This window comes from Mesorhizobium sp. M0761 (assembly GCF_040320205.1).
In the GTDB taxonomy this organism is placed as follows: Bacteria; Pseudomonadota; Alphaproteobacteria; order Rhizobiales; family Rhizobiaceae; genus Mesorhizobium.
Genome location: NZ_JAMYPF010000040.1, coordinates 1 through 12,808 on the forward strand (window position 1 = coordinate 1; position 12,808 = coordinate 12,808).

Annotated in this window: 8 protein-coding genes, 7 pseudogenes and 1 other annotated feature; of the genes and pseudogenes, 9 read left to right on the forward strand and 6 right to left on the reverse strand. The window is 59.3% G+C overall.

The window, feature by feature from the left end; genetic code table 11:
* The first annotated feature begins 129 nt into the window (after window positions 1-129).
* The gene (locus NKI32_RS31250; RefSeq protein WP_353005195.1) at window positions 130-492 is read left to right on the forward strand and encodes an acyl carrier protein; all 363 of its coding nucleotides are present in this window, start codon (window positions 130-132) and stop codon (window positions 490-492) included.
* A gap of 103 nt (window positions 493-595) precedes the next feature.
* Here the strand turns inward: NKI32_RS31250 and NKI32_RS31255 are convergent, their stop codons facing one another.
* The 3 genes and pseudogenes from NKI32_RS31255 to NKI32_RS31265 all read right to left on the reverse strand — a co-directional run bounded on the left by NKI32_RS31255 (window position 596) and on the right by NKI32_RS31265 (window position 2,115).
* Window positions 596-1,213 (reverse strand): hypothetical protein, encoded by a 618-nt coding sequence (locus tag NKI32_RS31255; RefSeq protein ID WP_023679572.1) that lies wholly within the window; start codon window positions 1,211-1,213, stop codon window positions 596-598.
* A complete protein-coding gene (locus tag NKI32_RS31260; protein ID WP_031194388.1) occupies window positions 1,213-1,392 on the reverse strand; it encodes a hypothetical protein in 180 nt (59 codons plus the stop codon). Before NKI32_RS31260 ends, NKI32_RS31255 begins: the two co-directional genes overlap by 1 nt.
* Window positions 1,389-2,115 (reverse strand): annotated as a pseudogene (locus tag NKI32_RS31265) (IS6 family transposase). The gene NKI32_RS31260 and the pseudogene NKI32_RS31265 overlap by 4 nt, the downstream one beginning before the upstream one ends.
* A gap of 294 nt (window positions 2,116-2,409) precedes the next feature.
* Here NKI32_RS31265 and NKI32_RS31270 point away from each other — a divergent pair.
* The 3 genes and pseudogenes from NKI32_RS31270 to NKI32_RS31280 all read left to right on the forward strand — a co-directional run bounded on the left by NKI32_RS31270 (window position 2,410) and on the right by NKI32_RS31280 (window position 3,945).
* Window positions 2,410-2,787, forward strand: a complete 378-nt coding sequence (locus NKI32_RS31270; RefSeq protein WP_023690673.1) for a hypothetical protein — start codon at window positions 2,410-2,412, stop codon at window positions 2,785-2,787.
* Between the two features lie 234 nt (window positions 2,788-3,021).
* Window positions 3,022-3,185: pseudogene (locus NKI32_RS31275) on the forward strand (DUF1403 family protein); the annotation flags it as partial.
* A 50-nt stretch (window positions 3,186-3,235) separates the two neighbouring features.
* Window positions 3,236-3,945 (forward strand): annotated as a pseudogene (locus NKI32_RS31280) (IS6 family transposase).
* Window positions 3,946-4,074: 129 nt separating this feature from the next.
* On the opposite strand, the gene NKI32_RS31285 reads toward NKI32_RS31280, so the two are convergent.
* Window positions 4,075-5,994, reverse strand: coding sequence for a potassium transporter Kup (locus tag NKI32_RS31285; RefSeq protein WP_353005197.1), 1,920 nt, complete (start codon window positions 5,992-5,994; stop codon window positions 4,075-4,077).
* Window positions 5,995-6,191: 197 nt separating this feature from the next.
* Here NKI32_RS31285 and NKI32_RS31290 point away from each other — a divergent pair, with 197 nt between their 5' ends.
* Complete coding sequence (locus NKI32_RS31290) at window positions 6,192-6,341, forward strand: hypothetical protein (protein WP_023703136.1); 150 nt, start codon at window positions 6,192-6,194, stop codon at window positions 6,339-6,341.
* A 155-nt stretch (window positions 6,342-6,496) separates the two neighbouring features.
* A pseudogene (locus tag NKI32_RS31295) lies at window positions 6,497-7,388 on the forward strand (IS3 family transposase); the annotation flags it as partial.
* Window positions 6,748-6,864, forward strand: a sequence feature (AL1L pseudoknot). (Overlaps the previous pseudogene by 117 nt.)
* On the opposite strand, the pseudogene NKI32_RS31300 reads toward NKI32_RS31295, so the two are convergent.
* Window positions 7,367-8,782, reverse strand: a pseudogene (locus NKI32_RS31300) (IS30 family transposase). The pseudogenes NKI32_RS31295 and NKI32_RS31300 overlap by 22 nt on opposite strands.
* A 43-nt stretch (window positions 8,783-8,825) precedes the next feature.
* Between NKI32_RS31300 and NKI32_RS31305 the strand changes: the two are divergent.
* From NKI32_RS31305 to virD4, 3 genes and pseudogenes are all read left to right on the forward strand, one after another.
* A pseudogene (locus NKI32_RS31305) lies at window positions 8,826-9,128 on the forward strand (transposase domain-containing protein); the annotation flags it as partial.
* A gap of 301 nt (window positions 9,129-9,429) precedes the next feature.
* Complete coding sequence (locus NKI32_RS31310) at window positions 9,430-10,200, forward strand: hypothetical protein (RefSeq protein ID WP_352594796.1); 771 nt, start codon at window positions 9,430-9,432, stop codon at window positions 10,198-10,200.
* A 247-nt stretch (window positions 10,201-10,447) separates the two neighbouring features.
* The gene (gene virD4, locus NKI32_RS31315; protein WP_353005199.1) at window positions 10,448-12,193 is read left to right on the forward strand and encodes a type IV secretion system ATPase VirD4; all 1,746 of its coding nucleotides are present in this window, start codon (window positions 10,448-10,450) and stop codon (window positions 12,191-12,193) included.
* 532 nt (window positions 12,194-12,725) lie between these two features.
* On the opposite strand, the pseudogene NKI32_RS31320 reads toward virD4, so the two are convergent.
* Window positions 12,726-12,808 (reverse strand): annotated as a pseudogene (locus NKI32_RS31320) (DNA-binding response regulator); the annotation flags it as partial.

Consider the following 12,808-nt stretch of genomic DNA (forward strand, 5'->3'; position numbering starts at 1 on the left):
ACCACGAGATCGACTGGCTCACGTGAAAGAACATAGTCAAACTGCTTGCTATCGTGGACTGCGGTTACCTTCAGGGCATGCATCGGCGATGAGGCGCCGCATTGCGGCATCATCGTCAATGACAAGAACATGTTCAACGGCACACTTCGTTTTGGGGGTTGCGCCCCGATCAGGGTTGCATTACCTGAATCTGCAAGCAAAAGGCATGTATTAGTGATGACATTACTTGAAATTGAACAACTGGTTCTCAAAACCCTCAACGCTCTAGTTGCCGAAAAAGTAGAGGTGTCGATGACAACCAGAATGCGGGATCTCGGCCTCGACAGCCTCGACTATAACGAGCTTGCTACGGCGATCGAGAGCCGACTTGGCTGGTTTGTCGACGATTACAAGCTCTGGCAATACGAGTCCGTAAGGCATGTCGCCGACGCCGTCGCCAGTCAGGAGTTGCGCACCGCGGAACCACCAGCAGTGCGACAAGTGCTGGAGTAGTCGTAGGCACAGGTTACGGTGAGGGCAGCTTGGGCGGCGGTAGCTATTGCCATTGCTCCGCTGTGGTTTCTATTCGTGACTGGTGTGTTTGAGAACTGTTGGGTCAGCCCGGTCCATGTCGCAGTGCCGATGCCCCCTTGGTGGCGTTGCCCGCAATTGCGATCGCTGCGCCCAGGGCACCAATGCTGACGGTCGTTGTCAGGCCACCCGTTGAATTGTTGTCAGAGGCAACAGTGCCCACCACACCATCCCAATTGGTGGTCGTATAGACCGACATGTAGTCACGGAACACGCTCTCACTATACGTGGTCACGATCGTTGCCGTCGTACCGGTTGGCACGAGGGCCGACCACACTGACAGATAGACCACACCAGAATTGAAGATGCTTTCCACCTGAGCGAGAAGGGTGGCAGCCACACCCCCAATCGTCATACTGTTGACGGTCACTGCACTTTCGGTGTCAGTGGTCTCAGTTGTCACGATGACACGACGATTAGCGTGTGGCGCGACAAGAAGCGGAATGCTGGTGTGGGTGTAAACGGTCGTGGCAGTCGAGTCTTCGTGAGTGCCATTGAAGACCAGATCTATCGGGAACATTTTCTCCCAGACGCCCGAGCTGCGCACATAGACCTGTCGAGCCTTGGTCCAGAGGCTTGAGATTTTCACCCATACGGCGCTAGCCGCCCCCCAGACCCCGGAGGCTTTGACGTAAAGGGCCATTACGGCTGCACCCAGAAATCACCGTCCACGCCGCCAGAAGGGGCAGCGGCCGAGATCGTGACGCTGCGATTTGCCATCGTGCCGACGCCGAGAAGCGCCTTGGTCTGGGCAATGGACTGCGGTCGACGATAATTGTCCCCGGTGCCGTCACTCGACACGCGACCGACGAAGCTCGTCACAGCGTCGGCACCTGTGGCGTAGGTCGAGCGGTACAAACGCGTCGTGATATCACCAGCGCCATCGCGCTGAGGCGATGAACATGTATGACGAGAGCAGAACGTTTGGGGCGGGACGAAGAGGTTGCGGAGGGCTGACAAGGTCGAGACGAAGCGTTGCAGGCCTCCCGGCGATCGGACCTCTGCATCATCCGCTCCCGTTTTCGCGGCGGCACATGGGAATTCTCCGCTCCGTTGTTCAACCCCTTGTGCGACCGGTGCTTGACGTCCGGCATCACCTGTCGCTTTGCCGCTCCATACGAGCGCAGCTAGTCGGTGATCATGCGCTTCGGCGCGAGCCCCTGCTTCTTCAACGGCCGCGTCAGCAAGCGCTTGGCGGCCTTGGTGTTGCGGCGGTTTTGCACGATTTCGTCCAGCACATATCCATCCTGGTCGACGGCGCGCCACAACCAAAGCTTTTTGCCGGGCGATGGTGACGACCACTTCGTTCAGGTACCAGACATCATTCCGGCACGGCGGCTTGCGGCGCAAGCAGCGAGCGCAGTCCAGCCCGAACTTAGATGCCCCACCGGCGACTTGTCTCATACGAAACCACGATGCCGCGTTCCAGCAGCATTTCCTCAACCAGGCGCAGGCTCAGCGGAAACCGGAAATAAAGCCAGAGCGCGTGGGCGATAATAGGCGGCGGAAATCGGGGGGCGTGTAGCTGACGGCGGGCGTATTCATGCCCCCCGGCGTCCATGTCGCAAATCTTGACGATTGCTTTGTGTGTCAAGCCCGCCGCAGGTCTCAACGCGTTCATATGCAGACATTGTGAAAATCGCCCTATTCCGCCTTTTTTTACCGCCCCTTAAGTCCCCCGCTCGCATGCTTGTCGATGCATTGAACTCATAGCCATCGGCCAAGGATTTTGGAAAATATGTTTCCGCTCGCAGCAGAAAACGTGAGAGTCGCTGTAGGCCTAACGTCAAGGGGAGAGAGCGGTTTGATTGGACGAAATGGGTACCGGAGTACCGAGTCATGAAGCCACGAGGTAATCTGGTCCGACTGAAGCAATTTCAGGTGAATGAGAAGCGACGACAGTTGCACCAGCTAGACATCATGATTGCCGATTTCGAACGCATGGCGCGAGAACTGGAGTTCCAGATAAACGCCGAGGAAACGAAGGGCGGCATCTCCGATGTCAATCATTTCGCTTATCCGACGTTCGCCAAGGCCGCTCGCCTACGTCGTGACAACGTCAAGAATTCGCAATCGGACCTTCTGCGGCAGAGAACCGCAGCCGAGCCATGCCTCGCCGAGGCTGAAGCAGAGCTCTCCAAGGCGCAATTGCTAGAATCGCGCAGCGGCAGAGGCCACGACCTCGAACCCGGCAACCGAAGCGCCATGATCGGCTGAGCCGGACGGCTTCAGCGCGCCTCAATTCGCGACACCGACTGGCCGTTGGCGCGCGAGAGGCGTGCGGGCACTGTAAAGATATCAGCGTCTTGATGCAGCGATAGCTGGTCGGGACGGCTGTCATGCTGCGGCGACATACGCGATTTTGTCCAGATTTGCATAGCGGCGTTACGCAGGTATGGGGGAAAGTGGAATTGGTTGGCAATCGGATCATCGGTGGAGACGAACCGCTGCCGGCGGACCGGCGCCTGGCGGCAACGCCTGGCGCTTTCGGCGGCGGCGGTAACGGCAAAGCAGGCTGGCCGCGTCGAGGATGAAGCGGCCCCTGCGTGATGCCGTTCTGCTCACGGCCGGGAGACGGGGTCGGCCCCGCCGGCCGGATGCTGCTCGCTTGGCGCGGCACCGTAAAGTCAACCGACAGCTTATGAAGATGTGCTTACATTGGGCCATGTCAGAAGTTGCTCGTGGTCCGCTCTATGGTCGCCACCGCTTTCCCCCGAGATCATTGCGCACGCGGTATGGCTCTACTTTCGCTTTCCGCTCAGCCTGCGCATGGTTGAGGACATGCTGGCGGCCCGCGGCATCATCGTCACGCATCAGACCGTTCGAAGCTGCGCGGAGAAATTCGGACGGCATTTCGCCCAGGAGATCAATATCAGCCGGCTGCCTGGGCGACAAATGGCATCTCGACGAATGTGTCGTGGCTATCAGTGGCAAGAAGCAGTGGCTCTGGCGTGCCGTCGATCAGGACGGCTTCGTCCTCGAAGTGCTGGTACAAAGCCGCCGAAATGCCAAGGCGGCAAAGCGTCTGATGCGCAAGTTGCTGAAAGCTCAAGGGCGGACACCACGGATCATGATCACCGACAAGCTCCGATCCTATGATGCCGCCATGCGCGACCTCTTGCCCGGCGTCGAACACCGGTCGCACACAGGCCTGAATAATCGAGCGGAAAATTCGCACCAGCCGACCCGACGACGCGAAAGGATCATGAAACGCTTCAAGTCGGCACGCCAGCTTCAGCGGTTCGTTTCCATCCATGATCCGATTGCCGACCTGCTCACTTTCCCTGCAATGCGCTGTCATCGGCTCAACATCGAGACCTGCGTAACGCCCCCATGCAAATCTGGAACAAAATCGCGTGTGTCGCCACAGCGTGACAGCCGTCCCGGCCAGCTATCGCGTGCATCAAGCCGCTGAAACTTACAGTGCCGGGCGCGCTGCTACCTGAATTTCCTTACCCGCTCAATCAATGTGACAGCACCGATTCTTCTCAACCGCGGCATGCCCTAAATCGTCACTTGCGTTCCGATCTCGACCACACGTCCGGTCGGGATCTGGAAGTACTCCGTCGCGTCGGCCGCCGAGCGGGCGAGCCCGATGAACAGCTTGTCCTGCCACACCGGCATGCCGGAATTGGGCGATGCCTTGAGCGAGCGCCGCGACAGGAAGAACGACGTCGTCATGATGTCGAACTTCCAGCCCTGCTTGCGGCAGATCGCCAGCGCGCGCGGAATGTTGGGCTGCTCCATATAGCCGAAGGTCAGCGTCACCCGCATGAACAACTCGTTGACTGTCTCCATCTTGACCCGCTCGCTGTCGGGCACCAGCGGTTGCGGTGCGGTGACCACCGACAGAATGACGTTCTGCTCGTGCAGCACCTTGTAGTGCTTCAGGCTGTGCATCAGCGCTGTCGGCGCGCTTTGCGGATCGCTGGTCAGGAACACGGCGGTGCCGGACACCAGCTGCGGCTTCTTCTTCAGCAGATTGCCGGCGATGAAATCGAGCGGGATTTCGTTGCGCCGGGTCTTGTCGAACAGATAGCGGCTGCCGCGCACCCAGGTCCACATCGCCAGAACGATGGTGAAGGCCACCGCAAGCGACGCCCAGCCGCCCTCGAACACCTTCACGATGTTGGAGGCGAAGAAGCCGATGTCGATGAAGCCGAACAGCGCCGTCATGGCGACGGCCACCCACAGCCGCCATTTCCAGATGCGGGTCATGACGACGAACAGCAGCACCGTCGTCACCAACATGTTGCCGGTCACCGAGATGCCATAGGCGGAGGCGAGCTTGCTCGATTCGCCGAAACCGACGACCAGCAACATCACCGCCAACGCCAGCAAAACATTGACGCGCGGCATGTAGATCTGGCCCGACTGCCGTTCCGACGTGTGCAGGATTTCGAGGCGCGGCAGCATATTGAGCTGCACCGCCTGCCTGGTCAGCGAGAAGGCGCCCGATATGACCGCCTGGCTGGCGATGACCGTCGCCGCGGTTGCCAATACCACCATCGGGATCAGCGTCCAGCCTTCGTTCATCTCGAAGAATGGATGGCCGACGTGACCGTTCTTGGCCAGCACGAAGGCGCCTTGCCCGGCATAATTGAGCAGCAGGCAGGGAAACACGATCGCCAGCCAGGCCAGCACGATCGGCTTGCGGCCGAAATGGCCAAGATCGGCATAGAGTGCTTCGGCGCCGGTGACGGCGAGGAAGATGGCGCCGATGGTCACGAAAGCGACGTCGGGCGAATTGATCAGGAAGGCGACGATGTAGTGCGGGCTGACCGCCCACAGGATTTCGGGATCGGCGATGATGTGGTTCAAGCCCGAAAGACCGATAGCCAGGAACCAGACCGCCGTGATCGGGCCAAAGATCAGCGCCACACCGCCGGTCCCGAAGCGCTGCACCGAAAACAGGATCGCCAGGATGACCAGCGTCAGCGGCACGACGTAGGGCTGGAAGGTCGGGGTAACGACATTCATGCCTTCAACCGCCGAAAGCACCGAGATTGCCGGCGTGATGACGGCGTCACCGAAGAACAATGACGCGCCGACAATACCGATGGCCAGGATGATCGCCGAGCGGGTCGGGAAACTGCCGCGCGCCAGCGCCATCAGCGACAGCACGCCGCCCTCGCCTCGGTTGTCGGCGCGCAGCACGAACATGATGTACTTGATGGTGACGATGATAGTCAGCGACCAGATGATCAGCGACAGCACGCCGAGGATATCGCCGCGCTCGGCGACATTGCCGCCCGACGACGCCACCAGCGCCTCACGGAACGCGTAGATCGGGCTGGTGCCAATATCGCCATAGACAACGCCGAGCGCGCCTAGCATCAGCACCTTGGTGCTGTCCTGTTCGATTTCGGGATGGCTCGATTGTTCGACGGGTTCTGCCTCGCTACCAGCATTGGTAAGGGCCATGGACGACACTCCGATAAGGGGCGGCCCTCTACCTTTGCTGCACTGCAATATCAAGTGCCGCGACGTAATGGCTCCGTATGCGGACCGCATTTGTCGCCGCACCGGCGGATTGTCTCATACGAAACCACGATCCCGCTCCCAGGCCATTTCCTCGACGAGACACAGGCTCAAGGGGACCTGAAGGAGGGCCAGACCGGATGGGCGATGATCTGCGGCAGGAAACGATGGCGCTGCTTGTAGCTGACGGCATATCTTTCTCCTTTGTGTGTCTGCCAGACGAGCGGGCGGGCACGGAAGTGGTCGCGCTCTACTGCCAGACATACTCGTCCAACCTGATGAAAACCTGACTTGTACACCCAGCCCAAACAGGTGCGAGGGGTCGGTCTATTACCAAAGGCTCTGAGGGCTGATTCTCTAGGGTTCCCGCCCAGATTGATCCGTGACCCTTGTTGTGTACCGCCGCGGGTTGATCGGAGGCTCCAACTCCTGAGAAGGTGAAACCATGACAAGCAAGGCGACCAACAAGTTCTCTCCCGAGGTCCGGACCCCCCGCGGTGCGGCTGGTTCTGGATCACGAACGCGAGCATACGTCGCGGTGGGCGGCGGTTTCATCGATCGCCGCCAAGATCGGCTGCAAGAAAGCCGAGCGTGACTGCGGCGTGCGCGCCGGAGTTCCCACGGATGCTGCGACGAAACTGAAGGCTCTGGAACGCGAGAGCCGCGAGCTTCGCAGGCCAACGAGAGCAAGGCTTCCGCGTATTTTGCCCAGGCGAAGCTCGACCGCCGGTTCAGGCCACGATCGCGTTCATCGACGATCACCGCAAGGCGCATGGGGTTGAGCCGATCTGCAAGGTGCTGCCGATCGCTCCGTCGACCTACCACGACCATGTCGCCAAGCGCGTCGACCCCTGCCGGCTGTCGGCTCGGGCAAGATGGGATACAGCCTCGAAGGATGAGGTCCGACGGTTTGAGGCGAACTTCCGCGTCTACGGCGTTCGCAAGGTCTGGCGGCGGTTGCGTCGCGAGGGCTTCGACGTCGCCCGCTGCACGGTTGCCCGCTTGATGAAGGCCATGAGCCTCGAAGGCATCGTCTGCCGATCCGCACTACGGTGAGCGACAAGGCCGCACCTTGCCCTCTCGACCACGTCAACCGCCAGTTCCACTGCTCCGCGCCGAACATGCTGCGGGTCTCCGACTTCACCTGCGTCGCGACCTGGACGGGCTTCGTCTATGTCGCCTTTGTCATCGACACGTATGCCCGTCGGATCGTCGGCTGGCGGGTGAGCCGGACGGCGCATGCAGCCTTCGTTCTCGATGCCTTGGAACAGGCTCTCCATGATCGGCGGCCCCTGCAGGGAGGCGGGCACATCCATCACAGCGATAGAGGCAGCCAAGGCGGATTCAACCGGATCGTCGCAACACCGGCATCATACTGTCCCCCAAGGAGTTGGTCGAGGAGTTCGGCAGGTGTTTTCCAGCCGAGCGTTTTGCGCGGTCTTGTGTTGATAGCATGGGCGACTGCGTCCAGTTCCGGGCTGTGTGCCGACTGAGATCCGTGCCCTTTGGAAAGTACTGTCTCAGCAAGCCGTTGGTGTTTTCGTTGGAGTCTCGCTGCCACGGGCTTGGGGATCGCAGAAGAAAATCTCGAGCCCGGTGTCGATGCGCAGGTCGGCTGCTGCGCCATTTCCGCTCCATGGTCCCAAGTCAGCGACTGACGCAGTTGCTCGGGAAGTTTGCCCATGGATCGGGCTATGGCTCTGCGGACTGCTTCAGCGCCGTGGCCGGCAAGTGGTGGACCGTTCTTGATGCGCAGGCTCTGCTGATAGCCATGCATGCGCGGCAGGTGAAGCACGCATTGTGAAGCGTGAACTTCGTTCCACGAGCGTACCGATCGCCTAGCTTCCGAGGCCAAGGATGAGGTCGCCTTCCCAATGTCCGGGGACAGCCCGATCGGCAATTTCGGCCGGACGGTCGCTTATTATAAAGGGCGTCTCCAATGAAGGACTTGTTGCGAACTCGGGCCCGTTCGCGCGGTACGCGCAACGCTCGGCCTGAACGCAGACATGCGGTAAGTCCTCGGCGCAATGCTCCGCGTCCTTGAATGTACAAGGACTGATAGATCGTCTCGTGGCTGATCCGCATGGTTTGATCCTCTGGGCAATCGATCTGAAGCCGATTTAGCGATCTGCTCGGGGCTCCAGGCTGCCGACCACCTCCGGCTCTGTCGTTTTTTCCATACCCACCTTGGGGCCCTCGAATGAGGCGCCATTGGGATTGGTGACTTTGCCGGCCAAGCGCTCCTCAACATTCACGCAGAGCCGGATTGACCGCCAGCTTGCCAGGAGGCCGGCGGGACTCACGATCGGCGTGCCATTGGGCGGCACTGGCCGGTAATCCAGATTGCCGCTGCGCGTCGCGGCATTGCGCCTGACCTCCCGCGAGATTGTGCTCGGCGGCCGACCTAGCCTACGAGCAATGGCCCGGATGCCGATTCCCTTGGCAAGCTCAAGCGCAATATCCTCGCGCTCCCGAAAGAAAGATATCGCCCCGAAGGCGGCTTCGCCCACGGCGCCAAATGCGTTGGCGGCATCCCTCCTGCACTCCGAAACCAGCGCGGACCAAGAGGCGTTGATGTACCGGCATCCAGTGCGGCCTCCTCGCTCGAATGTCCCAAGGCAATAGCTTGCCAGAACCGGAAGCGATTCTCACGCTGCCAGGCAGGCGGACGCCCGGGCGAATCCAGCTTCTTTCGAGTGCACCGATCTGAAGCGCGTTGGTGAACCGTCATTGCAACCTCCAATCCCTTGGTGTTGCGACGACCGGTTGAATCCGCCCAACACGTCAGCATTCAATACACCGAGCGCTTGGCGGAGGCCGGCGTCGAACCCGCAGTGGGCAGTGTCGGCGACTCTTTCTATAATGCTCTCGCCGAAACGATCAACGGTCTTTACAAGGCCGAGGTGATCCATCGACGCGGACCCTGGCGCTCATTCGAGGCCGGCGAGTTCGCCAAGCTCGAATGGGTCGACTGCTTCAACAATCGCTGGCTGCTGGAGCCCATCGGCAACATCCCGCCGGCCGAAGCCGAGGAACGCTACTACGCCATGTTGGATGAACCAGCCATAGCCGCATGACTCAAACGAAACGGCCTCCGAAAAGCCCGGGGCGGTTCACATCGCATTTGATGCCAACTTCATCGTATTTTCTTCGTCTTAGACGGGCTCTTGGCAGACCCACAGAGCTGGGAACCCTTTGCCATACTACAACTGTAACATTATATCGGTTTAGCAGGTCAAGCTTCGGTGGTACCCTCATTGGGTAGAATAACTACTTTGGAGGCGAGCAATGGATCGCGATAGCAAACGGGCACGCGCAGCTGCAAGATCATCTCAAGGCGTGGGGAGCAGTAGCCTCCGTGACGTTCCAGAGGGGCCATTGAGCGATGTTGCAGAACGGCTGGTAACCGCTAACCCGCGCGATACAGCGCGAAATCTTGGGGGCTTCAAAGGCCTCGGGACGCACGAGCGAACAGCCGTTCGGGGCACTCAAGCCGGGCCAGAAACTGACCTCGCGAGATTTGAAAGGCGGGCCAATCAGCTTGGACGATCAGCCATCGATCTGGCCGAGAAATTAACAGCCGGATTGGGGTACACCCCGGATGACGTAGCGTTGCAGCAAGTCAGAGCGGTCAGTAATGTATGCCATTACCTAACGCCAGGGATGCAAGATGCTATTGTTAATCGCATTGGCAACATGGAGCCGTCGTCGCAAGCTCTCGGAGCTCTTTACGTTGCGCCACACTTCAGTAAGTTTAATGACGAAAATAAATCTCGCATTCTTGATCAGGCCATTGGATTGGCTTCTGATCCGGATGTCAATGTCAAGTTGACAGCATCCAATGCTATTCTCAACGCGTATCACCAGTTCGACGCAAATCAACAGGCCCAAGCTCACTCAGTTCCCGGCATGCAACACATCTTGCCGCACATGCCGCCGCCGCAGCATGCAGCAGAGGAACGGAGTGCGAATCTGGACGGCCACATAGCAGGTATTGAGGCTGCAGTCCGTGATACAGTAAGCCCGCAAACCTCCTATGAACAGCTGCAGCGGGGTGCTCAAGTCGGGCAGTCCATAAGCCACACCTACAATCACGCCCGAGAGGACCTAATGGAGGCCACCAGAAGCAGAGATCGCTCCGGCCGTTGAGGTCTCGGCCATGGTACAGTGACGCTTTCTCTCCCGAATTCCGTTTACGGCCTTGCCGTTTCCAATTCGCTGGCCGTTGAGGTGCCTGCTTAGTGTAACTTTCAAAAACCACGTCTGCCGGGTGATGCGCTGCAAGCATCGCACCACCCGCTGCGGCATCGATCTGTCGAGCGGCGACATCGCGCGACGCCGGTTCGGTCTCTGAAGCACGCGCAGCATTAGCTACGGCTAATCCGGCAATGGAACAATGCTTTCAACAAAAACGACGCCCCCCAACTTGGCCATTAGCATCGCGTGCTCACTCGCCGTGGGCTTCTGTGCGGCAAGTCTTTACGCAACCTTCCGCCACGGCGGTAGCGGCGAGGCTCTGATGGCGTTTGATGTCCGTGCCTTTTGGTTTGAGACGCCCTTCTATTTGGGTTTCGCAACCCCCGTTTTCTATCGGGGCGCGGCTATCGTGCTCTCGACGTCCGCGGTCGTCTTGCTGATTCAGCAGATCGTATTGCGCCGCAAGCTCGAACACCACGGGACGGCTCGTTGGGCTCGCGTGGATGAAATGCGACGCACGGGATATCTGCGACGATACCGCGGCGTGACAGGGCCGGTGTTTGGCAAGACAAGTGGCCCTTTCTGGCCTGGCTACTACCTGACCAATGGCGAGCAGCCTCACAGCCTCATCGTTGCACCGACCCGCGCTGGCAAGGGCGTCGGCATAGTCATTCCAACGCTACTTACATTCAAAGGCTCGGTGATAGCTCTGGACGTCAAGGGGGAGCTCTTTGAGCTCACCTCGAGGGCGCGCAAAGCCGCAGGTGACGACGTGTTTAAATTCGCGCCGCTGGATTCGGAGCGGCGCACAAACTGCTACAATCCGCTGTTGGATCTTATAGCGTTGCCTCCACAGCAGCAATTCACCGAAGCCCGCCGCTTGGCCGCAAACCTGATTACGGCCAAGGGGGAGGGCGCGGAAGGTTTCGTCAGCGGCGCGCGAGATATCTTTGTCGCGGGAATCCTTGCCTGCATCGAGCGGGGCACGCCAACAATCGGCGCCGTCTATGACCTCTTCGCCCAGCCGGGGGAGAAGTTTAAGCTCTTCGCGCGACTCGCCATGGAGACCCAGAACAAAGAGGCACAACGCATCTTCGACGACATGGCTGGGAACGATACGAAAATCCTAACCTCCTACACTTCCGTGCTCGGCGATGGCGGGCTCAACCTGTGGGCGGATCCCGCTGTAAAGGCGGCCACAAGTCGCTCGGACTTTTCGGTCTATGATCTTCGCCGTCGCAGAACGTGCATCTATCTTTGCGTTGGTCCGAACGACCTTGAGGTGATCGCGCCTTTGATACGTTTGTTTTTTCAGCAAATCGTTTCAATTCTGCAGCGGTCGCTGGCCCGTCGGGATGAAAAGCACGAGGTTCTCTTCCTGCTCGACGAGTTCAAGCACTTGGGTAAGCTGGAGTCGATCGAGACCGCAATCACGACTATCGCGGGCTACAAGGGGCGTTTCATGCTCATCATCCAAAGCCTTTCGGCACTGACGGGGGCTTATGGAGAGGCTGGCAAGCAGAATTTTCTCAGCAATACCGGACTGCAAGTGTTCATGGCCACGGCTGATGACGAGACTCCGAACTACATTTCCAAGGCCATCGGTGAATACACGTTTGAAGCCAAATCGATTTCCCACAGCCAGGCGCGAACGTTCGACTGGACCATTCAGAATTCACATCAAGGTGCACCGCTATTGCGTCCCGAACAGGTTCGGCTGCTCGATGACGACTACGAGATTGTTCTTATCAAAGGTCTGCCACCACTAAAATTGAGGAAGGTGCGTTATTTCTCGGATCGCATTCTGAAACGCATCTTTGAAAGCCAGACAGGCGCCCTCCCGGAGCCGGCGCCCTTGACGGGAGCAGAGGAGGCGCTCTCCGTAGAATCTCAACTCGATGACCCGCAGTGTGAATTGGCGCAGGACTTTGCCGATACAGTTTGATGAGGCTGGTGTGGACCCCGCGAAAAAATCCATCCCGTGTAACAGCTTTGTCGCAGGTCGCGAGGTGCTTCAGCGAGGGCAGGATCATCAAGCCGCCTCATCTTTTTTCAGCAACCCAGGGATGCCCGATGGACGGGATGACCTCAACAGAAGCGTGTCGGAGGCTTTCGCAAGCTCTGGGACGCCGGAGTTCGGGCCGCCGCCCCCAGTCTTGGCTGCCAGCCAACAGCAGATCCGCCCTTCGCCGGATGAGCTTGACCAGGGCAACCACCTGCCAGCCGAGTGAGTCGTCCCAACAATGAACATTCACCAGCGCTGTTGTGGCCAGCGGAGACGCAGAGGGCCCTGAATGCGCCGCAAGCCGTCGCCATTCAGCAGCAGCTGAGCGAAATCGGCAATTCAGGCGCCGCGTGCATATGCAGAGAGGGGCTGATGCGATCTCCGGACCGGTAGCTCTCGCCGTAATTGATCAGGCTGGTACTGTTGAAGGCTTGATCAGCCTCGTCACCCCAATCTCCAGCATAGCTCACTGTCACGCGGCCAACGTGCCTCCGTAGCTAACATCTACGTCAGCGTTGAAGAAGTACCCTGCGCCACGGGATGTTTTGACCAGGC